General features: G+C 59.2%; 18 protein-coding genes, 3 tRNA genes and 1 pseudogene. 10 read left to right on the plus strand and 12 right to left on the minus strand.

Features of this window, described 5'->3' with window-relative positions:
- Positions 1 to 378: 378 nt before the first annotated feature.
- The 3 genes from CMG77_RS07370 to CMG77_RS07380 all read left to right on the plus strand — a co-directional run bounded on the left by CMG77_RS07370 (position 379) and on the right by CMG77_RS07380 (position 6032).
- Positions 379 to 2841 (plus strand): TonB-dependent receptor, encoded by a 2463-nt coding sequence (locus tag CMG77_RS07370; protein WP_502691785.1) that lies wholly within the window; start codon positions 379 to 381, stop codon positions 2839 to 2841.
- 144 nt (positions 2842 to 2985) lie between these two features.
- Positions 2986 to 4497: a putative 2OG-Fe(II) oxygenase gene (locus CMG77_RS07375; protein ID WP_286805377.1), complete on the plus strand. Its 1512-nt coding sequence runs from the start codon at positions 2986 to 2988 to the stop codon at positions 4495 to 4497.
- Positions 4498 to 4526: 29 nt separating this feature from the next.
- Positions 4527 to 6032: a tryptophan halogenase family protein gene (locus CMG77_RS07380; protein WP_286805379.1), complete on the plus strand. Its 1506-nt coding sequence runs from the start codon at positions 4527 to 4529 to the stop codon at positions 6030 to 6032.
- An 80-nt stretch (positions 6033 to 6112) separates the two neighbouring features.
- Here the strand turns inward: CMG77_RS07380 and hpf are convergent, their stop codons facing one another.
- The 10 genes from hpf to CMG77_RS16145 form a co-directional block, all read right to left on the minus strand.
- The gene (gene hpf, locus CMG77_RS07385; protein WP_286903914.1) at positions 6113 to 6451 is read right to left on the minus strand and encodes a ribosome hibernation-promoting factor, HPF/YfiA family; all 339 of its coding nucleotides are present in this window, start codon (positions 6449 to 6451) and stop codon (positions 6113 to 6115) included.
- A 217-nt stretch (positions 6452 to 6668) separates the two neighbouring features.
- A tRNA-Met gene (locus tag CMG77_RS07390) sits at positions 6669 to 6745 on the minus strand.
- A gap of 62 nt (positions 6746 to 6807) precedes the next feature.
- Complete coding sequence (gene ychF / locus CMG77_RS07395) at positions 6808 to 7899, minus strand: redox-regulated ATPase YchF (protein ID WP_286903916.1); 1092 nt, start codon at positions 7897 to 7899, stop codon at positions 6808 to 6810.
- Between the two features lie 253 nt (positions 7900 to 8152).
- A complete protein-coding gene (gene pth / locus CMG77_RS07400) occupies positions 8153 to 8737 on the minus strand; it encodes an aminoacyl-tRNA hydrolase (protein WP_286903918.1) in 585 nt (194 codons plus the stop codon).
- A 74-nt stretch (positions 8738 to 8811) separates the two neighbouring features.
- Complete coding sequence (locus CMG77_RS07405; RefSeq protein WP_286903920.1) at positions 8812 to 9462, minus strand: 50S ribosomal protein L25/general stress protein Ctc; 651 nt, start codon at positions 9460 to 9462, stop codon at positions 8812 to 8814.
- Between the two features lie 54 nt (positions 9463 to 9516).
- Positions 9517 to 10500, minus strand: coding sequence for a ribose-phosphate pyrophosphokinase (locus tag CMG77_RS07410; protein WP_286903932.1), 984 nt, complete (start codon positions 10498 to 10500; stop codon positions 9517 to 9519).
- Between the two features lie 224 nt (positions 10501 to 10724).
- Positions 10725 to 10799, minus strand: a tRNA-Gln gene (locus CMG77_RS07415).
- A gap of 53 nt (positions 10800 to 10852) precedes the next feature.
- Entirely contained in the window at positions 10853 to 11701 is an 849-nt protein-coding gene (gene ispE / locus CMG77_RS07420) for a 4-(cytidine 5'-diphospho)-2-C-methyl-D-erythritol kinase (protein ID WP_286903922.1), read from the minus strand.
- On the minus strand, positions 11698 to 12285 hold the full coding sequence (lolB, locus tag CMG77_RS07425; protein WP_286903924.1) for a lipoprotein insertase outer membrane protein LolB: 588 nt from the start codon (positions 12283 to 12285) through the stop codon (positions 11698 to 11700). The genes ispE and lolB overlap by 4 nt, the downstream gene beginning before the upstream one ends.
- On the minus strand, positions 12282 to 14066 hold the full coding sequence (locus CMG77_RS16145; protein WP_502691783.1) for a tetratricopeptide repeat protein: 1785 nt from the start codon (positions 14064 to 14066) through the stop codon (positions 12282 to 12284). The genes lolB and CMG77_RS16145 overlap by 4 nt, the downstream gene beginning before the upstream one ends.
- 208 nt (positions 14067 to 14274) lie before the next feature.
- Here CMG77_RS16145 and hemA point away from each other — a divergent pair, with 208 nt between their 5' ends.
- From hemA to CMG77_RS07450, 4 genes and pseudogenes are all read left to right on the plus strand, one after another.
- Positions 14275 to 15561: a glutamyl-tRNA reductase gene (hemA, locus tag CMG77_RS07435; RefSeq protein WP_286903927.1), complete on the plus strand. Its 1287-nt coding sequence runs from the start codon at positions 14275 to 14277 to the stop codon at positions 15559 to 15561.
- Positions 15558 to 16634, plus strand: coding sequence for a peptide chain release factor 1 (prfA, locus tag CMG77_RS07440; protein WP_286903929.1), 1077 nt, complete (start codon positions 15558 to 15560; stop codon positions 16632 to 16634). The genes hemA and prfA overlap by 4 nt, the downstream gene beginning before the upstream one ends.
- Positions 16634 to 17176, plus strand: a pseudogene (locus CMG77_RS07445) (methyltransferase). Before prfA ends, CMG77_RS07445 begins: the two are co-directional and overlap by 1 nt.
- Positions 17177 to 17490: 314 nt before the next feature.
- A complete protein-coding gene (locus CMG77_RS07450) occupies positions 17491 to 18255 on the plus strand; it encodes a HesA/MoeB/ThiF family protein (RefSeq protein WP_286903933.1) in 765 nt (254 codons plus the stop codon).
- On the opposite strand, the gene CMG77_RS07455 is transcribed toward CMG77_RS07450, so the two are convergent.
- Entirely contained in the window at positions 18225 to 19226 is a 1002-nt protein-coding gene (locus CMG77_RS07455; protein WP_286875185.1) for an adenosine kinase, read from the minus strand. The two genes, CMG77_RS07450 and CMG77_RS07455, sit on opposite strands and share 31 nt — an antisense overlap.
- A 142-nt stretch (positions 19227 to 19368) precedes the next feature.
- On the opposite strand from CMG77_RS07455, the gene mrcB reads away from it, so the two are divergent.
- Positions 19369 to 21708 (plus strand): penicillin-binding protein 1B, encoded by a 2340-nt coding sequence (gene mrcB, locus CMG77_RS07460; protein WP_024460926.1) that lies wholly within the window; start codon positions 19369 to 19371, stop codon positions 21706 to 21708.
- Between the two features lie 270 nt (positions 21709 to 21978).
- On the opposite strand, the gene CMG77_RS07465 is transcribed toward mrcB, so the two are convergent.
- On the minus strand, positions 21979 to 22377 hold the full coding sequence (locus CMG77_RS07465) for a tetratricopeptide repeat protein (RefSeq protein WP_024460925.1): 399 nt from the start codon (positions 22375 to 22377) through the stop codon (positions 21979 to 21981).
- Positions 22378 to 22555: 178 nt separating this feature from the next.
- On the opposite strand from CMG77_RS07465, the gene CMG77_RS07470 reads away from it, so the two are divergent.
- Both CMG77_RS07470 and CMG77_RS07475 read left to right on the plus strand, forming a co-directional pair.
- Positions 22556 to 22632: transfer RNA gene (locus CMG77_RS07470), tRNA-Pro, on the plus strand.
- 587 nt (positions 22633 to 23219) lie between these two features.
- Positions 23220 to 23834 carry a hypothetical protein gene (locus CMG77_RS07475; protein WP_286875188.1) on the plus strand — a complete coding sequence of 205 codons (615 nt, stop codon included), beginning with the start codon at positions 23220 to 23222 and terminating at the stop codon, positions 23832 to 23834.
- Positions 23835 to 24634: the final 800 nt, after the last annotated feature.

Genomic DNA, 24634 nt, shown 5'->3' on the forward strand with positions numbered 1-24634 from the left:
ATTTAATAAACGTGTTGAAATAAGTCGGGGAATTCTGTAAGTTGCTCTGCATGGAAGAAGCGGTAAAAGGCTAGGGATAAATTCAGGTCAATACCGGAAGCGGTCGTTCAGCTTTCAAAATCGAGCTCTCCTTTTATCTGGAGCCCGGCGAGTTGGGGTTGCAGGTAGTAGGGCAAACAATAAAAGTGTGAGCTATTATGAGTAAGTAATCTGTTGTTCTGCTCGGGCATGTAGTGTTCCCGTCGGCGCAATCCTCCTCTGATGTCCGCCATGGCCGGGCGGTTGACTCATATAGGCTCCTCATCACTAAGACATGTGAGGTGTAACGTGGATAAACAACCGGGTATCAAAAAAGCCCCTCTGGCTTCAGCCATCAAAATGGCTCTGGCGTCATCGTCAGTGTTGGCTTTGGCCTTTCCCTTCAGCGCTCAAGCTCAGCAACAGCCAGCCCTGGAAGAGATCCTGGTCACGGCCGCGGCCGGTGGTGGGCGATCCCAGATTGAAAGCTCCGTCGCGGTAACTGCTGTAAATACCGACGCCATTCAGGATTTTCAGCCCAGCTCCGAGTCGGAGGTGCTGCGGATGATTCCGGGGATTCAGGTGTCTGGTACCTCCGGGCCGGGCGGTAACGCCAATATCGCCGTACGTGGTCTTCCGGTCGCGACCGGCGGTTCGCCTTTTGTTCAGATTCAGGAAGATGGGTTGCCCACGGTCCTGTTTGGNGATATNCAGTTTGGCAACAATGACTACTGGACCCGCTTTGACGCATCGGTGGATAAGGTCGAAGGTATTCGTGGTGGTACGGCGGGAACCTACACCTCCCAGGCTCCTGGGGCGATCATCAACTACATCAGTAACTATGGTCAGGAGGAAGGTGGCTATATACAGGCGAACACCGGTTTGGGCTTTGATGAGAGTCGTATCGACTTTCGTTACGGTGGGCCCGCGAGCGACTCGGTCAACTACCACATCGGCGGTTTCGTTCGGCAAGGTGAAGGGCCGCTGGAAATTCCCTATGGAGCCAGCGATAGTGTTCAGATCAAAGGTAATATCACCAAGTACTTTGACGACAACCAGGGCTATATCCGGTTCTTGGGGAAGTTCGCGGATACTCAGGAAGCCAATTACACTGGCAGCCCGTTTCTCGGTAGTGTTAACGGCGACAAGGTGAGTAACATCAAGGCGTTTCCCGGCTTTGATGGCAGAGACCAGTCGAATTACTCTATCCTGAATAATCAGAACCAGATTGTGAACCGTGAGGGCGATCTGGAAACCGTTCCGATGAATGGCATTGCCACAAAAACNACGGCCATTGGTAATGAGCTCCAGTACGTCTTTACCGATAACCTTCGGGCCGAAAACAAAATGCGCTGGACCGAACAGAGCGGTACCTTCTACTCGCCGTTTCAGAACGTGGTTCGTGCCGATAGCGTGACCGGCTCAATGGTGAACGGCGCGACCGTCGGTGAAATCCGTTACGCCAACGGCCCGAATGCCGGNCAGTTGTATGACCGGGAGTATCTGGATAACGGCCCCAATGTGCACACCAATATGCGTGATGTGGGCAGCTTTGTGAATGACCTGACCCTGATTGGTGAGTATTGGCTGGGAGATGGTGATCTGACGGTACGTGCCGGCTATTTCCATATGAAGCAGGATATCGCCATGGATTGGCACATCAATCGGGCCTATACCGAAGTGAGTGGTGATAACCCGGCGATGCTGGACCTGTATGACGATGAAGGTAACTTGCTCACCGCCCGTGGTATTGCCGGGTTCAACGATAACTGGGGGGACTGCTGTTCCAGGGATTACGATCTTTCTTACACGAATACGGCACCCTATGTCGTGTTGGACTGGGAGAATGATCTGTTCATCTTTGATGTCAGTACCCGATTTGAGAACGTGAAATCCTCGGGATGGACGGTTGCCGGCTTGGTGACCGGCGATACCCCCGTGCAAACCACCGACTTCAACGGTGATCAGGTCACCGTGATGATTCCTACCATGGAGGCGCAGGGCGCTCGGGAAAATCTGGACTATGACACCAGCTATGAGAGTTGGACGGTGGGCGGTTTGTGGAAGGCGTCCAGGGATACCAGTCTGTTTGTACGTGCTTCCGAAGGCGGGCGTTTCAACGGGGATCGCCAGACCGTCAGTGGAAAAATCAATGCTGATGGTTCGCTGAATGAGTCAGGCCGAGTGGCCGATGTCGACTTCGTCAATCAATACGAGGTGGGTATCAAAAATCGCGGGGAGCTGTTTGATGGTCTCTACTCGATTGAGCTGACGCTACTCAAAGGTGATTTCAAACAAAGTACCTTTGAGCTGTCACAGACCGTGTGTCGGGACCTGGGCTTCGGGGATGTCGGTGGCTGTATCATCGATGCCGAGTACAAGTCGCAGGGTTTCGAGCTCTTGGGCACCTATTTCTGGGACCGTCTGTCGGTGACCGCCAATGCCACCTTTACCGATGCCGAGCAGTTGGGTGTGGGTGATGAAAGTTTCCGTCGCGCCAGTGGTATTCCGGATCTGACCTACACCATTTACTCCAGCTATGAGCTGACCGACCAGTTCAGTGTGGGACTCAACGTGACCGGGCAAACCGATACTCTGGATGCGGGTCAGCGGGAGTGGCCCGGTTCGGCGACCTGGGGGGCGAATGCCAAGTACAGCCCCACAGAGAACCTCGAGCTCGGACTTCAGGTCTATAATCTGCTGGACGAGTTAGATCTTCGCGGGGCGGGAGGCGTAAACGATACGTCGGTTACGCCAGCGGTGTTGAGCGGCAACGCCGCCCTGGGTCGGACGGCCCGGGCCTCCATCAAAGTCCTGTTCTAAGACGGGATGGTCCCAAGCCCGTTGTCCCTGATCGCCGCAACCTGGCGTTCAGGGGCGGTGGGCTTTTTCGAATGTACACGGGGTGGTGGCAAGAGGCACGGCCCCGTTTTTTTTTGTGGATGACAGTGCTGGCGGAGTAACGTGGTGTCCACCGATAAAGTGTTGCAAAACGCACAGCAGGCTATGAATGAAGGGCGCGCGGACCTTGCGGTTGAGCGACTGCGGGCTGCTTCCGGGCAATACCCCGATAGCGCAGCGATCTGGACTCAGTTGGGGTTTGCGCTGCATCAGGAACAGTGGGAGCCGGAAGCCGCTGAGGCCTTCGCCCGGGCCTGTGCGCTGGATGGGAGAAATGCGGATACGGCGATGGCGTTGGCTCAAAGCCGGTTTCTGGCCGGCCTTCCGTCAACGGCCTCCTTTGAGCGTGTTTTGCAGCTGGCGCCTCATGACCTTAATGTATTGCGGGGTTATACCTCGGCGCTGGCCGCCGAGCGGCAACGGGATAAGGCCATTGGTCTTCTGCAGGATGCTTTGAAGCAGCAACCCGGCTGGTTGGCTGGCCATAAAAGTATCGCCAGTCTGCGCTTTACTGGTGGTGATGCCACGCATTTTACCGATAGCTTCAAGGATGCCTGCGCTCGGCAGCCCGACAACCTGGCCTTGTGGCTGGAATGGTTCCGGAGTCTTGCCCAGGTTCGCGACTGGATCGGATCCCGTCGCGTACTTGAGGCGGCCGAAAAGCGTTTTGAGGGGCATCCCCAGCTGACGGTGGCCGAGCTGTTTGTCGCGAGTGAGTCGGGTGATGATGAGCGCGCAGCCACGCTGTTTGAACAGACCACCTCGGTCAAAGATGTGGTGCGTGATATGGCGTTGATTCGGTACAGCCTGCGTCGGGGTGACCCGGATCGGGCAGAACGGGCCGCACTGCGCCATATGAATACGCGTTCCGCGTCGGTCATCTGGCCCTATCTGTCTCTGATCTGGCGGTTGCGTAAGGATCCTCGAGCCGAATGGCTGGATGAGGAAGCCCGGCGTGCACAGACCTTTGAGCTGGACCTGAGCGGGAATGAACTCGCTCAGCTCACCCTGCTCCTGCGGCAACTGCACACCGCCCGATCGCCCTATGCAGAGCAGTCAGTCCGTGGCGGAACGCAAACCGATCAGAACCTGTTCCTGCGTCACGAACCCATACTGAGAGACTTGAGAGCGCGGGTTCAGGCGGCGGTGCAGACCTACGTCAGCCGTTTGCCGGAGCCAGTGGCTGGTCATCCCCTTCTGGGAGTCCACCGACAGGAGGTGTTGCGGGGGCGAGTCCACTTTTCCGGTAGTTGGTCGGTGCGCCTTAAATCCCAGGGTTACAATGTCAGTCATACCCATCCGGTGGGCTGGATCAGCTCGGCGCTCTATATTTCTCTGCCCGAGGGGGAGCGGATGGGGCAGCCGCCAGCGGGCTGGCTTCAGTTCGGTACACCACCGCCGGAACTTGAGCTTGATCTCCCGGCCTACAAGGAGGTTGAGCCCAAAGCCGCTCGGTTGGTGCTGTTCCCCTCAACCTTGTGGCATTCTACCGTCCCTTTTACTGATGGCGAGCGCCTGGCGGTTGCGTTTGACGTGCAGGCGCCGCCGGTGGTGGCACCTGCCGCTACCGGGCGTTGATGCTGCCGGAAATGACAGGATGACAGCAAATGAATACTGATGATCGTCGACTCCGCCGAATAGTGATTGTGGGCGGAGGCAGCGCCGGCTGGATGTCGGCTGCTGCGCTCGCCAACGCGACGCAAGGGCAATGTGCAATCACCCTGGTGGAATCCGATGCAATTGGCACGATTGGCGTGGGCGAGGCCACGATACCTCCGATAAGACTGTTCAATCGGGTTCTCGGGTTGGATGAACGAGAGTTTTTGCGGCGCACGAAAGGTACGTTCAAGTTGGGTATCCAGTTCGTCGACTGGGCGCATCAGGGACACAGTTATTTCCACCCCTTCGGTCCCCACGGCCGGAATTTTGATACCGTCTCGCTGCACCACCATTGGCTCCGGGCACGGGAGAGTGGGGAGACCAGCACACCGTTGCACGAACACAGCATGGCCTGGGCGGCGGCCTCCCGCAATCGATTCGCACCTCCGGTGCAAGATCCCCGCAATGTGCTCTCTACTTACGATTACGCCTATCATTTCGATGCTGGCCTCTATGCGGCTTTTTTACGTGAATACTCTGAAGCCAAAGGCGTAGAGCGCCGTGAAGGCACGGTTACCGATGTGCACTTGAATTCTGATAGTGGCTTTGTGGAGTCGGTGCAGATGGCCAGTGGCGAGCGAATTGAAGGTGACCTGTTTATCGACTGTTCGGGATTCAGGGCCTTGCTGATTGGTGAGGCGATGAAAGTCGGGTACCGGGACTGGAGCGATTGGTTGCCCTGCGATCGGGCGGTGACCGTCGCCAGTGCGCCAGGTGAGCTAACGCCCTACACGCGCTCAACAGCACATGCAGCCGGCTGGCAGTGGCGTATTCCGCTACAGCATCGGACCGGTAATGGTTATGTGTACTGCAGTCGCCATATCAGCAGCGATGAGGCAGCGGCGACTTTGCTGAAGCATCTTGATGGCGAACGCCTCGGCGAGCCCAGGGAGCTGGCGTTCACTACCGGACGAAGGGAAAAGTTCTGGGAAAAAAATGTCGTGGCGGTTGGCCTTTCCAGTGGCTTTATGGAGCCGCTGGAGTCCACCAGTCTACATCTGGTTCAGGCGGCTATATCCAGGTTGCTCGGCTTCTTCCCGGATCGGGATTTTGACTCGGCGGTCATCGACGAGTACAACCGCATAACCATCAACGAGTTTGAGCGTATACGAGATTTTCTGATTCTGCACTATAAGCTCACAGAGCGGGACGACTCCCCTCTGTGGCGGGAATGTCGGGACATGCCAGTACCGACACCTCTGGAGAACAAGCTTTACCACTTTGGCGCTTATGGCCGGTTAATCGCGGACGGCGCTGATCTTTTCGGTCCGGATAGTTGGCTGGCGGTACATGTCGGTCAGAACCACCGGCCAAAACGTGTGGATCCGCTATTGGCGTTCAGAACTGTGGACGGCGGTGCTTGGCTGGAAAAGCTGCGTGCCGCCGTGACAGCGGCGGCAGACCAACTGCCAGAGCATCAGGCCTTTATTCACAAATATTGCTCGGGCGGTTAATAAATTACAATGGTCTAAGGCGGATTGCCCCCCTTTAATACTCCCCTGGGCCCTCCCGCGAGGGATCCAGGGGGGACGGCTCAATCTTTGAGGGATTCTGGCTCTTCAGTCATAAGTTCCGGTTTTTCATGACGGTGGGATTGGGTTGTTCCTTTGCGCTTGGCTAGCGCGGCATCCAGCTTTTTGGCGGAATCGGCAATGGCGGCATACAGATCCTGGGATTCGGCGTGTACGGCCACCTTAGCGCCTTTGAACTGGGTGGTAACCTCGACGGCCTGTGCGTGCCGTTCGACGGTGANGGCCATGGAGAGGTCTCCAAGGTCGGGGTAGTGGTTCTGGATNTTCTTGAAGCGGCTATCAACGGCCTCGCGGATGCCGTCGGTGATATCCACGTGGTGACCGGACAACTGTATATTCATAGTGACTCCAATNCCTTTATCAGTTTGCAACCCTGACCTGCCACGCCGTGGCCAGGCCNTCAAGGAAGAGGACTGCGTGGTTGGGCCGCGAGTTCCCGGTGCCAACCCGTTTTCTGNCCTCCTNTTACAAACATGTGTNCGAGGNGAGGGAAAGTCAAGGCNGGTGGAGATGAATACCCATAAAAAAACCCGCGCAAGGCGCGGGTTTTCTCAAAAGTGGTAGCTAGGGGCGGACTTGAACCGCCGACCCCAGCATTATGAGTGCTGTGCTCTAACCAGCTGAGCTACCTAGCCACTTGGTGAGGGCGCGTATTTTCCCTGTCTGCACCCCTAAAGTCAACCCTGATTCGCGGGTTTTATACNTTGAAGCGGAAGTGCACCACNTCGCCGTCTTTGACGATGTAGTCCTTGCCTTCCAGGCGCCATTTTCCNGCGTCCTTGGCCCCCTGCTCCCCTTTNTAGGNCACAAAGTCGTCGTAGGCGACCACTTCCGCCCGGATAAAGCCCTTTTCGAAGTCNGTGTGGATCTTGCCGGCCGCCTGGGGGGCGCTGGCGCCGACGGGAATGGTCCAGGCGCGCACCTCTTTCACCCCGGCGGTAAAGTAGGTGTGCAGGCCCAGCAGCTCNTAGCCNGCGCGGATCACCCGGTCCAGGCCCGGCTCGTCCATGCCCATNTCTTCCAGNAACTCNGCCTTTTCGTCGTCTTCCAGCTCGGCAATTTCCGCTTCCAGCTTGTTGCAGATGGGNACCACCACGGCCTTCTCTTCCTCGGCAATGGCCCGCACCTTGTCCAGCAGNGGGTTGTTCTCAAAGCCGTCTTCGGAGACGTTGGCAATNTACATGGTCGGNTTGACGGTCAACAGGTTCAGCTCGCGCANCTGGNCCAGCTCGTCGTCNGACAGGCCAAAGGAGCGCAGGGGCTTGGCTTCGTCCAGNTGGGGNTGAACCTTCTCGAGCAGNGCTTTCATNGCGATAGCGTGCTTGTCCTGGCCCTTGGCGGCCTTGGCGTAGCGCTGCANTGCCTTGTCCACGGTTTCCAGGTCCGCCAGGGCCAGTTCGGTGTTGATCACGTCAATATCNGCCGCCGGATCNACGCTGTTGGCCACGTGAATGACGTTGTCGTCCTCAAAGCAGCGCACCACGTGGGCNATGGCGTCGGTTTCGCGAATGTTGGCGAGGAANTTGTTCCCCAGCCCCTCACCCTTGGAGGCGCCCGCCACGAGCCCGGCGATGTCCACAAACTCCATGGTGGTGGGGACCACCTTNTCCGGNTTGACGATCTCGGCGAGCTTCTCCTGGCGNGGGTCGGGNACCATGACCACCCCCGCGTTGGGCTCGATGGTNCAGAACGGAAAGTTCTCGGCGCCAATGCCCGCCTTGGTCAGTGCGTTGAAAAGAGTGGATTTTCCGACGTTGGGCAAGCCAACGATGCCGCAGTTAAAGCCCATGAAATTGATATCCAGCCAGAGAATGAAAAAAACAGGCCCGGATTATACAGGTCTGGCCTGTACGGGAGTAGGGCCTGCCGTTAATGTCGNATTACGGCCCTTCGGGCCTAATACGACCTACGGTTNTAGNNGGGTGTTATGTGGTAANGGCGGATGCGCGCTTNGCGCTTATCCGCCCTACGCATANCTNCGNNGNTCGNTGTAGGGCGGATAAGCGAAGCGCATCCGCCGTCCCCCAAGCCTGAAGCACTGGTTACACCTTGGTGTGCAGCTGATTCATNGCCTTCGCCCACTCGCCCTTTGCGGCGAGTGGCAGCACGTCGATGGCCCGGTCNATGGCNTCGTGAAGNGCCTGCTGNTCGCTGGTGGGCGCCTTTTTCAGNACAAAGCCNACNACCTGTGACGCNGAGCCCGGNTGGCCAATGCCCAGGCGCAGGCGATTGAACTCCTTGTTGTTGCCCANGGCCTTGATGGTNTCGCGCAGGCCGTTGTGGCCGCCGTGGCCNCCNCCGTGCTTGAGNCGGGCGGTGCCGGGGGGCAGNTCCAGCTCGTCGTGGGCGACCAGAATGGCCTCGGGCGGAATCTTGAAAAACTGCGCCATGGCGCTGATCGCCTGACCNCTGCGGTTCATNAAGGTGGTGGGAATCAGCAGNCGCAGGTCTTGCCCGTCCAGGGTGATGCGGGCGGTCAGGCCGTGGAATTTGTTCTCGGGCGTNAGTGTCGCGCCGTTTCGGTAGGCCAGCTCGGTGACAAAGTCGGCACCGGCGTTGTGGCGGGTGCGGTCGTATTCGGTGCCCGGATTACCCAGGCCGACAATCATCTGTAGGGGCNTGTCCATGGGGGTTCACCTTTCAGATAGAAAAACACCCCGAGGGCAGAGCCCGTCGGGGTGTGTTTTCGGGCGAGTGAGGCTTACTTCTCCTCTTCGCCGCCTTCTTCTTCANCGTCTTCGCTGTCGGCGTCATCAGTGGCCATGCCGCGCGGCTTGTTGATGGATACAACCGGCTGGTCGTGATCCGCGCCGTGGCTAAGTTCCACGGACTCAACGCCCTTGGGCAGTTTCAGGTCAGAGATGTGCAGGCTGTGACCCAGCTCCAGGTCGGCCACGTCCACTTCGATGTACTCGGGCAGATCGGCCGGCAGGCAGCTGATTTCCAGCTGAACCNTGTTGTGCACAATCTTGCCGCCCTGCATTTTAACGCCCTTGGCGGTTTCCTCGTTGAGGAAGTGCAGCGGTACACTGGTGTTCAGCTTGGTGGTTTTGGATACGCGCTGGAAGTCAGCGTGCATGGTGTAACCCTTGGCCGGGTGACGCTGCAGATCCTTGAGGATCACATTTTCGGATTTGCCGTCAATGTTCAGCTCAATGATGTGCGAGAAGAAAGCTTCGCTCTCCAGGTGCTTGGTCAGTTCTTTCTGGCTGACCATGATGGAGGNNGGNTTCTTNNCNTTNCCGCCNTACACGATGGCNGGTACTTTGCCCTCGAGACGACGCAGGCGGCGGCTCGCACCTTTCCCCAGGTCTTCTCGGGCTTCGGCGTTCAATTTAAAATCTTCAGACATGATAAGTCCTCGATGTTATCCNCTGGAATCCGCGACCAGAATCACCAGCGGGGTTCAAAAAGCGACCGGACAGTNGTGTCGGCCGCGGTTANCTGAGTGCANCGTNCTTNAGTTGAACATTGCACTCAGGGATTCTTCATTGCTCAGGCGGCGAACCGCTTCGGCGAGCATGCGCGANAGNGTCAGGGTGCGTACCCGTGAGCAGTTGCGCGCNGCNTCACTCANCGGGATGGAGTCGGTCACTACCAGCTCATCCAGNTGCGAGTTGTCCAGGCGGTCAATGGCGCTGCCGGACAGTACCGGGTGGGTACAGTAGGCCACCACTTTGTTGGCACCCTGCTTTTTCAGGGCGACNGCGGCGTTGCACAGGGTGCCGGCGGTATCGACCATGTCGTCCACCAGCAGGCAGGTGCGNCCATCCACTTCACCGATGATGTTCATNACTTCCGCCACATTCGGGTTGGGGCGGCGNTTGTCGATGATGGCCAGGTCCACGCCNAGCTGNTTGGCCACCGCGCGGGCGCGAACNACGCCGCCGATGTCCGGAGAGACCACAATCAGGTCTTCAAAATTCTGTTTTTCNACGTCTTCCAGCANTACCGGCGAGCCGTAAACGTTATCCACNGGCACGTCGAANAAGCCCTGGATCTGNTCCGCGTGCAGGTCCACNGTCAGCAGGCGGTCAATACCCACNCCCACNAGCATNTCGGCCACCACTTTGGCGGTAATGGGNACCCGGGCGGAGCGAACGCGTCGATCCTGGCGGGCGTAGCCGAAGTAGGGGACCACCGCGGTAATGCGNCCNGCGGAGGCGCGGCGCAACGCATCAATCATGATCATCAGTTCCATGATGTTGCGGTTGGTGGGCGCGCAGGTGGGCTGGACGATAAATACGTCGCGGCCACGAACGTTGGTGTTCAGTTCAACGGCAATTTCGCCATCGGAAAACTGGGAGACCGATACGTCTCCNAGGTCGATGCCCAGGCAGTCCACAATCTTCTGGGACAGTTCCGGGTTGGCGTTGCCNGTGAATACCATTAACTCAGTCACGTTCGGTACCTTTTGTTTGCATTGCCGCTTTATTACAGCCGTATTCTTGTCTGGCGTCGANCCANTGCGGGACAGATGGAGGGAAAACTGAGCTCTTGGTGAGGCAGGTTGCCGGTTCCGTTATCTGATCCGCGGGAAACACGTAGGAGAGGTGCTATAGGCATCGACCCAAACGAACAGCGCCGCTGAGGCAGCGGCGCGTTAACGAATAATGGCTGGGGCGGTAGGATTCGAACCTACGCGTGACGGGATCAAAACCCGCTGCCTTACCGCTTGGCTACGCCCCAGTAGTCGTCGTTTCAGCGATTACGGAAACCGCTTTTACAATGTTCGACTGTCATCATGCATTGAACAGTCGATCGTGCACCGGTGAAAGGTTGACGCCTCTGGCCACAAAACTGGACCAATCAGTNGGCGTTTTTCCCTGTACTTCCCGCGCTTCGGNTTCACTCTCGAAGCTGGCGAAGACGCTTGCGCCGGTGCCGGACATTGTAGCGTTGCTGACAAAATTTTCCAACCAAATCAGCGCTTTATCAACTTCCGGATAAAGTTCTCTGACCAGTGGTTGGCAATCGTTTTTGCCGCCCCGCTCGAGAAAGGCCGCTACTGTAATGGGCGNTGTGTCTCTTGTCAAATCTTTGTGACAAAAAATTGTGCCAGTGGCCACGGGCGTGGGTGGCGTGACCACCAGAAACCAGCGTTCGGGCAGTTCGATGGGCACCAGTTGTTCGCCAATGCCTTCCGCCCAGGCGCTGTGGCNGGCGACAAACNCCGGGACGTCGGCGCCAAGCTGTAATCCCACCGTCTGCAGTTCCTTGTTGGAGTACTGGCAGTCCCACAGTTGGTTGAGTGCCAGCAGCGTTGTGGCCGCATCGCTACTGCCGCCACCCAGGCCGCCCCCCATGGGAAGGCGTTTGAGCAGCGTGATATCGACACCGGTATAGGCCCGGGCGCGTGGACGCAGAAGCTGGGCCGCCCGCCAGATGAGGTTGTCCTTCAGGGGCACGCCTTCAATGGCCGGGTGCAGATGGATGTCGGTGTCTGCCCTCGGGCTGAAAGTCAGCTCATCGCCATAGTCCAGCAGTTGAAAGGCGGTCTGCAGCTCATGGTAGCCGTCGGGGCGTCGACCGACGATGTGCAGGCACAGGTTCAGCTTGGCCGGCGCGGGCAGGGTGACTGATGGGTTCATGATTCGGGGAGTGACCAATCGTAGACAATCAGGGTCAGCCGGGTGTCTTTGCGTTCGGCCACAATGCGACCGGGCAGCGGTAGCAGGCCGACGGCCTCATAGTCGCTGTAGTGCAGTGTCCAGCCGCTCTGGCGCAGGGTTTTCAGTAGCCCCTGGGGGGTGCGCTCAAGTATCCGATGGCGACTGTCCGGGGCGGGGATGCCCCGCACCCAGTAAGTGAGTTCCGCCACCGGCACGCGCCAGCCGGTGGTCTGCCACATCAGGGCTTCGGCGCTGGCGGCCTCCAGGGGTGGCTCACNGCCCTGGCGCAGACGTACGCCGCTATCGGTGGTTTCGATGATGACCCGCCCCTGGCCGAAGGGGCCGCTCAGGTCGATCCGGTAGTTGCTCTGGTCNTGATGCCAGCGCAGCCGGGCGCTGCCGCTGTTGTCGGGGAGCCTCGCTCCCAGCTTGCCGCTGAGTTGCCAGCTGTTGAGCCGCTGGGCAGCGGCCTGGTGGCGCTCCCAGTCCTCGACGGGCTGCAGCGGTTGGCGGGCACAGCCGACGACCAGCAGCATCAGTGTCAGAGCGAGGACGCGGCTCATTGATTCGCGCCCTCCGCATCGACGCCCAGGCGTTCGCGGGTGGCGGGTATCAGCTCGCTTTCCGGGTCGGTTTCCAGACCCTGCTGCCAGACGGCCCTTGCTTCCTCTTTTCGGCCCAGTTGCCACAGAACCTCGCCCAGGTGGGCGGCAATTTCCTGATCCGGATAAGCGCTCATGGCGTCCTGCAGGTACGGCAGGGCCTCTTCGGGGCGGCCGAGGTTGTAGAGCACCCAGCCCATGCTGTCGAGAATGGCCGGTTCTTCCGGGTTGAGAGCCAGGGCCTGGCGAATCAGTTCATAGGCCTCTTCGTGACGATCCGTTTTGTCCGTCAGGATGTAGCCGAGCGCATTGAGCGCCGTGGCATTGTGAGGGTCGTAGGTCAGGATGTTGCGCAGGTCCCGCTCGGCGGCCTCCAGGCGGCCCTGCTGGTCGTACAGCATGGCGCGGGAGTAGAGCAGGTCGCTGTGCGTCGGATGCGCCTCCAGCGCGTTGACCAGCAGGGCTTCAGCGGACTCCTCGTGGCCCTTCTGGAGCAGAACCCGGGCCTGGAACAGATAGAGGTCGGCGGCACGGTCCGGGAAGCGGTTACGCATCCGGTTCATATGATCGTTGGCGGCTTCCAGCTGACCGCTGTCAATCAGCAGTTCCATGATGTTGATGGTGGCCTGAAGAAAATCACTGCCCGGTTCAACCTGTAGGTAGTACAGCAGCGCCTCCTCGTTGCGCCCTTGCCGCTCGGCCAATTGACCCAGGTAGAAGTTGGCGCTGGAGGCGTGTTCGTCGCTGTCGAGCAGGCTTTCAAAACTGGTCTGGGCGGTCTCGGTGTCGCCNCGTTCCAGAGCGACAATACCCAGTGACAGTCGCAGATCCGGGTCCCGGGGCTCTTGACGTACCAGCACCTCAAACTGCTCCTGGGCCATCGCCAGGTCATGCTGGGTGAGCAGACGGGCGTATTGCAGNCGNAGGCGCAGGCTNTCCGGGTTATCNTCCANNGCNCCNACNACCGTCTGCAGGGCCTCGTCNGANCGCTCCAGCTGGTTNAGCAGTGTGGCCTTGAGNATGGTGGCCGCCACGCTGTCCGGNGCTTCNTTCAGNGCGCGAGAGGCATAGTCCAGNGCNGGCTCCAGGTCNCCCTGTTGCTGCATCAGNAGGCCGGTGCCAATCAGCANNTCCTGGTGCTCCGGNTACTCTTCCAGNAGNGNCAGGTAGCCGTCGATCAGTCGCTCNCGCTGGGTNTCCGTGGCCTCGGNGGCNCTGGCGGCAATNTTCTGGAACAGGGTGTGCTCGCCCTTGGCCTGCANCTNNCGGGACAGNTCNAAGGCCTCCTGCAGTCGACCGTTCTGCACCAGGGCCAGGGCGGCATTCAGTTGNGCNTCGGTNTCGTCCGGNGCGANCTCTACCCANAGCAGNGCCGCATCGAGCAGGGCGTTGTTGGCCGAGAGAAAGCGGGCGATNTGGGTGGCNCNGGCCGCNACCTGNGGGTCCCGGGTCTGGTGGGCCTGCTGGAGATAGTTGGACAGCGCAATATCAAACTGCTGCCGGCTNCCGGCAATTTCCGCNGCGAGCAGCGCGTACAGGGTATCGCTGGTGAATGGGCGNGTGGGCGCCGGTTGNGCGGCNNNGGGCTCGGGCTCNNGGGCCGCNTCCGCGNNGTCGGACGNNGGNTCNGCCGNTTCGCTGGCNGANGCNGGCTCGCGCTCGGGCCCNGTGGGCTGTTGGGCGCAGCCGAGTAGCAGCGCACNNAGCGCCAAGGCGGTCACTAACGGGACACTGGCGTTCATTCAAGGTCTCATCGGTTGATTGGCTATTCCGGCATCATAAACAGAGCGGGCCGGGNTCGCCAGTCGGGTTNCNCTCCGGCTGGCTTCGACGCCCCATTGCGGCGATAATTCCCGGGGTGNTGAGNGTTTTCCTTGCTCGCCCCTTGCGCCCGGCCCNNCAGGGCCGGACAATGGCGTCCCTTTTGCTGGCAAAACCTGCTCCTACTCTATGACCCTGTTGGCGTTCGGTATCAATCACAATACGGCTCCCCTGGCGATCCGCGANCGCGTGGCGTTCGGACCCGACAGCCTGGAGCATGCGTTGATGCAGGCCCGCGAGCGGGCGGGGTTGAATGAAGTCGCCATNCTNTCGACCTGCAACCGCACCGAGATATACGCNGCCAGCGACGCCGAGGTTCACGCCCTGTTGNCCTGGCTGCTNGAGCATACCCAGATGGATGAGGANGCCCTGAGCCGGTGTTACTACTGCTTTGAAGATGCCGAGGCGGTGGGGCATATGATGAAAGTCGCCGGCGGGCTGGACTCNTTGGTNCTGGGGGAGCCCCAGATTCTGGGCCAGATGAAATCCGCTTACGCTGTGGCCAGCCAGGCGGGTACCGTNGGGGCGACGCTGCATTCGGCGTTTCAGCAGGTGTTCGGGGTGGCCAAGCGGGTCCGCTCGGAAACCGCCATCGGNGAGAATCCGGTGTCCGTGGCCTACGCGGCGGTTACCNTGGCCCAACAGATCTTCTCCGATCTCAAAGANGACACCGCTNTGCTTATNGGCGCCGGTGAAACCATCCAGTTGGTGGCCCGGCACCTCAAAGAACAGGGNATNCGCCGGCTGGTTGTGGCCAANCGGACCCTGGAGCGGGCGCACGNCATTTCCCAGGANCTNGGGGCCGAGGCGATNCTGCTGGCNGACATTCCGGAACACCTGCACAAGGCCGATATTGTGATTTCCTCCACCGCCAGCCAGTTGCCCCTGNTGGGCAAGGGNGCGGTGGAGTCGGCGCTGAAAAANCGCAAACACAANCCGATGTTCATGCTNGATATTGCGGTTCCCCGGGATATCGAAGAGGANGTNGGCTCGCTGGANGATGTCTANCTGTACACGGTGGANGATCTGCANGCGGTCATTGATCAGAACAAAAAGTCCCGGGANGCNGCCGCCGACAAGGCCCGGGAAATTATTGCCGAAGGCGTCGGCCAATACCTGAAAATGCANCGCGCCCAGGACGCGGCGGNCACCATCCGCTCGTATCGGCAGCAGGCNGANGCNNTGGCNNNCCGGGAGNTGNCCAAAGCCCAGAANGCGCTGGAGGCCGGCGGTGANCCGGCCCAGNTGATGGCGCAATTGTCCCGNGCCGTCACCAACAAATTATTGCATCCGCCCAGTGNGGCNTTGCGTCAGGCCAGCGCCGAGGGGCGNACAGAACTGGTCGCNGCGGCNCGNGAACTGTTTGGGCTGCAGGCGGATGACANCGAGACNCAAGAGAAAAGCGAACCCGAATGAAAGCATCCATTGAAGAAAAACTGTCCCGCCTGACCGANCGCTACGAAGANGTCGGCCANCTGTTGTCCGATCCGGACATCATCGGCAACCAGAANCGGTTTCGGGACTTGTCCAAAGAGTACGCCGAGCTGGAGCCGGTGGTGCAGAGNTANNCNCGCTACCATCAGATGAAGGCCGATCGCGACGANGCGGANACNCTGNTGTCCGANCCGGAAATGCGCGANATGGCCCGCGAGGAGCTGGANGCCTGCGANGAACAGNTGGGGCCGATGGAAGAGGANNTGCAGCGCCTGTTGCTGCCCAAAGANCCGAACGANGGCAAGAACGTGTTTCTGGAAATTCGCGCCGGCACCGGCGGTGACGANGCGGCNATTTTCGCCGGCGACCTGTTCCGCATGTACAGCAAATACGCNGANCAGAAAAAGTGGCGTATCGAAATCATCAGTCAGAACGAGGGTGANCACGGCGGCTANAAGGAAATCATCAGCCGGGTGTCCGGNGACNGCGTGTACGCCAGCCTGAAATTTGAATCCGGNGCGCATCGGGTGCAGCGNGTGCCCGANACCGANTCCCAGGGTCGCATTCANACCTCGGCCTGNACCGTGGCGGTNTTGCCCGAAGCCGACGAAGTGGANGCGGTGGACATCAGCAANGCGGATATCCGGGTCGATACCTTCCGCGCCTCCGGCGCCGGNGGTCAGCACGTNAACAAAACCGATTCGGCNATNCGCATTACCCACATTCCCACCGGCATTGTGGTGGAGTGTCAGGACGAGCGCTCCCAGCACAAAAACCGGGCCCGGGCNATGTCACNGCTGGCNTCCAAACTGAAAAGCCAGAGCGAAGAGGCCGCTGCCAAAAGCCTGTCGGACGAGCGGCGCAACCTGGTGGGCTCGGGCGATCGCTCCGAGCGTATTCGCACCTACAACTTTCCTCAGGGGCGGGTGACGGATCACCGCATCAACCTGACCCTTTATAAACTGGATGAGGTGATTCAGGGCGCGCTCGATGAAGTGGTACAGCCCCTGGTGCATGAGTATCAGGCCGACCAGCTCGCGTCCCTGGCGGAGTGATGCGCACCGTCAGTGAAGCGCTGCGCCGGGCCATCGAACTGAGCCCGGTAAGTGACTCTCCTCGCCTTGATGTGGAGCTATTGTTGAGTTGGGTGCTNGGCAAGGAGCGGNTCTGGCTGTACACCTGGCCGGAAACCGAANTGAGCGACGCNCAGCAGGCCGANTTTGANCNGGCGCTGTCCCGGCGNCGCAANGGCGANCCGATTGCCCATATCATGGGNGAACGGGAGTTNTGGTCNCTGCCGCTGTACGTCNATGCCAGCACACTGATTCCCCGCCCGGANTCCGAGCGACTGGTGGAATTGGCGTTGNCGCTGACGGANAGCGCCCCCTCNGGCCGCGCGCTGGATCTCGGCACGGGCACCGGTGCCCTNGCGCTGGCGTTTGCCAGTGAGCGACCGGCCTGGGANGTAACCGCNCTGGANGCCTCNACGGCGGCGATCGANCTGGCNCGGCGCAANGCTCAGACGTCTCGGGNTGGAGCGAGTCCGCTGCCTGCACAGNGACTGGTATTCNGCNNTGCNNATGGACGAGCGGTTTGAGNTGGTNATGAGCAACCCGCCCTANATTGCCGACTGCGANCCGCACCTGAACCGGGGNGATGTGCGCTTTGAGCCCCGCTCAGCGNTGGTGGCCGAACGCCAGGGGCTGGCGGACATTGANCACATCGTGAATCTNTCNCCCCGGCANTTGTTGCCCGGCGGCTGGTTGTTGATNGANCATGGCTGGGANCAGGGNNCGGCGGTGCGNGAGCTGTTNACGGTNCGGGGCTTTCGCNCNGTGCNCACCGAGCAGGANCTGAACGAACGCGACCGAGTCACACTGGGGCAATGGCCCGCAAAGGAGGTGGCCGATGATGAACGATAACCAACTGCTGCGCTACAGCCGNCACATCCTGTTACCCGAAGTGGATGTCGAAGGGCANGAGCGACTGCTGAACGCCCGGGTGTTGGTCGTGGGCCTCGGCGGCCTGGGCGCACCCGTGGCGATGTACCTGGCCGCCTCCGGGGTTGGGGAGTTATGGCTGGCGGACCACGATGAGGTTGACCTGTCCAACCTTCAGCGGCAGATCGTGCACACCACTGAGCGTGTCGGCGAGCCCAAGGTGCGCTCGGCCGCCGCCGCCCTGCAGGCGTTGAACCCGGACGTAAAACTGGTCCCCATTGAAGAAAAACTCTGCGGCGAGGCACTCACCGCCCGCGTGCGCGAGGCGGATCTGGTCATTGATGCCACGGATAACTTCAGCGTGCGCTACGCCATCAACGAAGCCTGTGTCGTTACCCGTACACCGCTGGTGTCCGGCGCCGCGATTCGCCTGGAAGGGCAGGTCACGGTGTTCGACTCGCGCCGCGATGACAGTCCCTGCTATCGCTGCCTGTACGACGTGAGTGAAGACGAGCAACTCAACTGCGCCAGCAGCGGCGTACTGGCACCCCTGGTGGGCGTCATCGGCAGCATGCAGGCACTGGAGGCGGTAAAACTGCTCGCCGGTGTCGGCACCAGCCTCGCCGGCCGGCTGCTGCTGTTCGACGCCACCACCAGCCAATGGCGCGAACTCAAACTCCCCCGCGACCCGGACTGCCCGGTCTGCTACCCAAAAAACGCCTGCTTCAACTCCTGATGCTGCTCCGGGCGCAACCGCGGACCGTACTGGGTCACCACCTTGCTGGCAGCCAGGCTGGCAAATCGACCGGCCACGTCATACTCATGGCCCTGACTGAGCGCATACAGAAACGCACCGGCAAACATATCGCCGGCACCGTTGGTGTCCACCGCTTTCACCGGCTGGGCATCAATGTGATAAGAGTGGCGGCCATCAAAGACCAGCGCGCCGTCCGCCCCGCAGGTGATGGCAAAGGAGCGGCAGTAATCCTGCAGTGACTGAGCGGCTTCTTCCAGCGTGTTGGTGCCGGTAAAGCCCATGGCCTCCTCGCGGTTGCAGAACAGCAGGTCCACGCCCTTGCCGATCATCTCCAGCAGGCCGTCGCGGAAGAACTGCACCATGGCCGGGTCCGACAGGCTCAGCGCGGTCAGTGTGTTACGCTTCTCCGCCCGCTCGCGCAGCTCAATGGCGGCGGCCCGACCGGTGTCGGAGCTGACCAGGTAACCTTCGATATACACATAGTCCGCTGCATCAATGGCGGGAGTGTGCAGCTCGTTCACCGACAGTCCGGCACTGATGCCGAGGAAAGTGTTCATACTGCGCTCGGCGTCCGGGGTGATCATCACCAGGCATTTACCGGTGATGCCCTGATCGCTGCCGAGGTGCTCGGGATAGTCCACGCCGGCGGCCTTGATGTCGTTCAGGTAGAATTCGCCGTTCTCGTCATTGGCGACCCGGCAGGAATAAAAACTGCGGCAACCGAAGTAGCTGGCGGCAATCACGGTATTGGCCCCGGAGCCGCCGCTGGCGCGATTGGAATGAACCAAGTGGTCGCTCAGGTAGTCAATCAGCTCAGACTGGCGGGGCTCATCGACCAGCGTCATCACACCTTTGGCGACCGCCATGGCTTTCAGGTCGGCGTCACTGACTTCGATTTCGGTGTCCACCAGAGCCGCGCCAATGCCGTAGATGTGATAGTGATCGTTCATGAATGCCTCGCTGTCTGTCCGAAATTGAGCGCTATGTGGCGCTTCCGGTTGGGTTTTGGCCGACCATTATGCAAAATAAGCGCCCCGTACGAAAGCGCCCCGAACGCGCGGGGCTTCACCAGTAACGAGTTGACCTCCGATTATGACCCGACGTCGCCACAAAACCCGAACCCGCCGCAAAGGACGACCCACTCAGGGGCGCCACGGCTGGGCGCTGTTGCGCCTATGGCTGCTGTATGCGGCGGGCGTGATTGCCCTGCTGTTTGTGCTCTGGGTGATCTATCTGAACGGCGTGGTGCGCGAGAAATTTGAGGGCAAAAAGTGGTCGGTGCCCGCGCGGGTCTACGCCCGTCCGTTGGAGTTGTACGAAGGGGTGTCGCTGCCCCCCGACCTGTTTGAGCAGGAAATGCTGGCATTGGGTTACCGGCCGGTGGAGCGTGTCAGTGGCCCCGGGCAGTACGCACGCCGGTTTGAGGGTAACACCCGGCACTATGACGTTTACAGCCGCGGCTTTGAGTTCTGGGACGGCGACGAGCCGGCCCGGCGTTTCCGGATGACGTTGGACGCCGGTCGGGTCACCCGTCTGCAGGGCGGGCAGGGGGAGCCGCTACCACTGATGCGGCTGGAGCCCGAAGAGATCGGTGGCATTTTCCCCGCCCACGGCGAGGACCGGTTACTGGTGCGCCTGGAAGACCTGCCGCCGTTGCTCGGCGAAACCCTGCTCGCGGTGGAGGACCGCGACTTCCTGGACCACTTCGGGGTATCGCCCACAGCCATTTTGCGCGCGGCCTGGGCCAACTTGCAGGCGGGGCGGGTGGTGCAGGGCGGCAGTACGCTGACCCAGCAACTGGTGAAAAACTTTTATCTCACCCATGAGCGCAGCCTGCAACGCAAATTCCAGGAAGCCATCATGTCCGTGCTCCTGGAAGTGCATTACAGCAAGTCGGAAATTCTTGAAACCTACATCAACGAAGTCTACCTGGGCCAGAGTGGCTCCCGGGGGGTACACGGCTTTGCCCTGGGGGCGCAGCATTACTTTCGTCAGCCCCTGAACGAACTGAAAACCGAGCAGATCGCGCTGCTGATCGCCATTGTCAAAGGGGCGTCCTACTACAACCCCTGGCGTCACCCGGAGCGGGCCAAGGAGCGCCGGGACCTGGTCTTGCGGGTCATGCATCGGGAAGGGCTGATTGACCAGGCTGAACTGGACGCGGCCACCGAAGCCCCTCTGGGCATCGTGCCGGATGTGGACTACAGCTTGCAGAGTTACCCGGCTTTTATCGAACTGGTGAATCGGCAACTGCGTCGGGACTACCGGGAGGAAGACCTGCGCAGCGAAGGGCTCCGCATCTTCACCAGCCTCTCGCCGATGATTCAACGGCGCCTGGAGCGGGTGATCAGTGAGCGGTTACACCGCCTGGAGCAGGCACACGGCACTGAAGGCTTGCAGGGCGCCGCCATGGTCACCTCGGTGGGCGCCGGTGAGGTGCTGGCCCTGGTGGGCGATCGCAACGGACGGTTCAATGGCTTCAATCGCGCCCTGGATGCCCGCCGTCCGATCGGCTCGCTGGTCAAACCCTTCGTGTATCTCACGGCTCTGGAGCGTCCGGATGAGTATCACCCCGGTACCCTGATCAGCGATGACCCGGTCACCGTGGAAGCGGGCGATGGCACCCTGTGGGAACCCCGCAACGCCAGCTTGGAAGATCACGGGGAAGTGCCTCTCTATCAGGGGCTGGTGCACTCCTATAACCAGGCCACCGCCCGGCTGGGTATGAACCTGGGGCTCGGCTCGGTGTACGACACCCTGCGTGCCGCCGGCTTTGAGGGGACTATCCCCGGGGTACCGGCCATCCTTCTTGGCGCGGTGGAAATGACACCCTACGAGGTCTCCGGTATTTACCACACCCTCGCCGCCGAAGGCGTCTATACCCCGCTGCGGGCGATTCGCGAAGTGCTGACCGCCGAGGGCGACCCGCTGCGCCGCTATCCGTTGAAGATGGAGCAGCGCTTCAGCCCCGAGGCCAGCTTCCAGATGCAGTACCTGCTGCAGCTTGCCCTGCGCGAGGGCACCGGGCGGTCGGTCTACCAGCGGTTACCGGAAGGGCTGGCCATGGCCGGTAAAACCGGCACCAGCAACGACTACCGGGACAGCTGGTTTGCCGGCTTCAGCGGGCAGCACCTGGCGGTGGTCTGGCTCGGGCGGGACAACAACGAGGAAACCCCGCTCACCGGCTCCTCCGGCGCCCTGCATGCCTGGGCGGACATGATGGCGGACCTGCCCACTCAGGGGCTGCCCCTCACGCCGCCGGGTGATGTGAGTTTTGACTGGATCGACAGCGCCACCGGAAAGCTCAGCGCCGAGCGCTGCGAGGGCGCCGTCTGGTTGCCGCTGCGCGAAGGTCAGGTTCTGGAGGAATCCGCTGGGTGTCGCATCGACCGCTCGTCCCGCCCCAGCTGGTGGCAGCGCCTCTGGCAGTGAGCGCCGCACCAAAAAAAGCCGGTGCTTCAAGCACCGGCAAGATAGGAGTACACAATAAGGAAAGCTTCCTGACAAGGTCCACCGGACCCAACTGGTGGTTGATAAAACCAGAGGATTGCCAACACCAGTTACTTACAGTATCGGCGCTGATCAGAAAATCGCCAGTTTTTCCGGCCGCTTAATTAAACCAATTGGAAATAGGTTTGGGCTTGTACATGAGATTTGGCTATATATTAGCCGAATCTCATGCAGTGACGCCCAGGGGGAAGGCTAAAAGCGAAGGGTGCCGGTGCTCTGGGCTGCGCGTCCGCGCACCGCTTCCAGGGCCTGATACAGGCGGGAGTCCGGCGGGCTATGGCGCAGCCCCTGTTCCGCAAACTGACGGGCCTGCTCCATCTGCGCCAGGTCAAAGTAGCTCTGGGCCAACACCAAATACAGCTCGGGCTCGCGCCGATCGATCCGCAGACCGCGCTCAGCGGCGGCGATGGCACCCATATAGTCGCCCTGCTCATAGGCCAGGCGAGCCTGATCGATCAGACTGACCACGGCGGCCGCCTGGGGATCCACCTGTGGGCCTTCCGGCTCATCGGGTCGGTCCAGCGGGCCCACACAGGCGGTCATTACCAGAGCCAGAGTGGTTACAGCAGCAAGTCGAAAAGCGGCGTTCACGCGTCAATTCCTCATTCGGGTCAGACAATAATGGCCGCATGATACCAGTTGCGGCCCGCCATGGGGCTCCATCCTCCCGCCAATCCGTCAATCTGTGACGTAAGAAATGCCAATTCCCCATTTACAGCAGAAAAACAGCTGTTATAATTCCGCCCTCGTTGGCACAGGCCAACCCAGTCGGAGCGTAGCGCAGTCTGGTAGCGCACCTCGTTCGGGACGAGGGGGTCGGAGGTTCGAATCCTCTCGCTCCGACCACTATAGAATCCCGTAAGCCCCTGATTTTCCTTGTGAATTTCAGGGGCTTTTTCGTTTCAGCCCTTCTAGTGTCGAAAATGCGTCGATAGCGACGTTCGAAAGCTACTGGCGGAAGAGTTCTCTGGTGAGCATGAGGCATCTGCCACCGTCCCCCATTTTTGAAAGTGCATGCGGTTTCACGCAGTATTTAGCTTTGCTTGTCTTTAGCTTTCACTGCTCCGGGCTGGGTGGCAGTCAAGAGGTGATCTATTTATTATTGTAAATGGTGTACTTTGCTGTGGACCTACGAGAAAGAGTTAAAGGAATTGAAGGGGGAGGGGCTTACGCGAGAGGAACTGGCGTGAAGGATGGGGATTAGCTGCATCAGACTTGGGAACCTCGTAAGCGGTCAGTAAAAAATTAGAATTGATGACCTATAAGCTTTAGCAAAGATATTTTCGGTATACGAATACTGAGTGTACAGCGGAAAGGAGCTGCCGGAAGCGGGGCAGATAAGCCCGGTGACAAAGGAGGCTCAAGAGAGCTTAGGAGCACAGGGAAAGGCTGGGTAACAGCGCCAACAGTTGCAAAACGATGGAGGAGAGGACATGGAGATTATTAAACGACTTAAATCATGGATGAAGGGAGTGACAAGAAGATCGCTGATAGGAACCATAGTGGTTTTTACATTGCTGAATGTCGCGGTTCTGAATTCGCAAGAGTCTCAAGCTCAGAATTGTAAGAGATACCAGGACAAGGCCGATTACTATACAAGTCTGCGGAGAAAGGGCGGTTCAAGCCGACAGATGACAACGTGGTTAAGAGAACGAAATAAGTATAAAGACCTATACCACGAGTGCAGACGAAAAGGTGGTAGTGATGGCGCAATAGACAGAGTCAGCGGGCCGAGGACGCATAGAGACTATTCGGACCATAAGAACACGTACCAGATTAACTCCGACAACAAAGCGGTGAGAAAGCTATACGAGACGTGCAATTACTGGATTAGAGAGCACAACAGTAATCCCGGACGAGATACGCTGACCTTTAGAAACACAGCATGCAAAGCGGCAAGAGAAGGAGAGCGGGAGGCTCGAGACGCTAGAGCAAGGGATATTGAGCACGTAAGATCGCTTGAAGACTGTGTTAAACCCAATAACACGATAGATAACGAAGTAAGTAAGTGTATGCAGGGAAATATTGATCCTTATTGGAATAATTAGAAAATGGGTTAAGTGTAGTAGCTAGGATGGTGGCGACGCGTTGGTTGAGCGGGAGATAAAAGGCAAGTTTATTTGCCTTTTATCTGAGAGTTGCACGTATGTTGATCATACGATAGAACTGCGGAGGGTTTACGTACCAACATTAAGACGCTTAAATCTACAATTTAGTGATTCGAAGTTAGCGAACTGTTTTAGATCCTTAAGGTCAATAGCTATTCCCTCTTTTTGGCACTTACTTTGGATCTCTTGGGGGGTAAGGCTGTAAATTTTATCTAAAAGCTGCGTTTCAGTACGACCTTTTTCTTCTGGGACATCTACGTAATAAGTCCACCTAAAAAGCTTGTCTGTTGCACCAAGATTAAGAAATGAGTCATAGGAATGCGGTTTGAGATTAACGGCCCAATGCTGAGAGGTCTCATAGTCTACTCTTATCATATATATACCTTTAATTGTTTTTGGTGTTTTGTTGTCCGCCAATGAGTCGGATTTGAAAGTTGCTGCGGGTGACGAAAATTGCCGCAATAATGCCGCGAACATTGACAATTGCTGAGACTCATTGATAGACGTTCGGTTCAATAAGTCATTGATTTTATTGATATTGATGTGTGTATAGGCATTGATATACGTATATTAGGTGGTTCGAATGCTCTCGCTCCCACCACTATAGAATCCCGGAAGCCCCTGATTTTCCTTGTGAATTTCGGGTAAGCGGATTAAATGGTTGATCTTACCTTTGCATGAGAGTGAGACAGACCGGCATCTCATCGGATTATCTGGTTGATGCTTCACCTACTGCTGGT

It is taken from the genome of Marinimicrobium sp., from assembly GCF_002695945.1.
Lineage (GTDB): Bacteria > Pseudomonadota > Gammaproteobacteria > Pseudomonadales > Cellvibrionaceae > Marinimicrobium > Marinimicrobium koreense.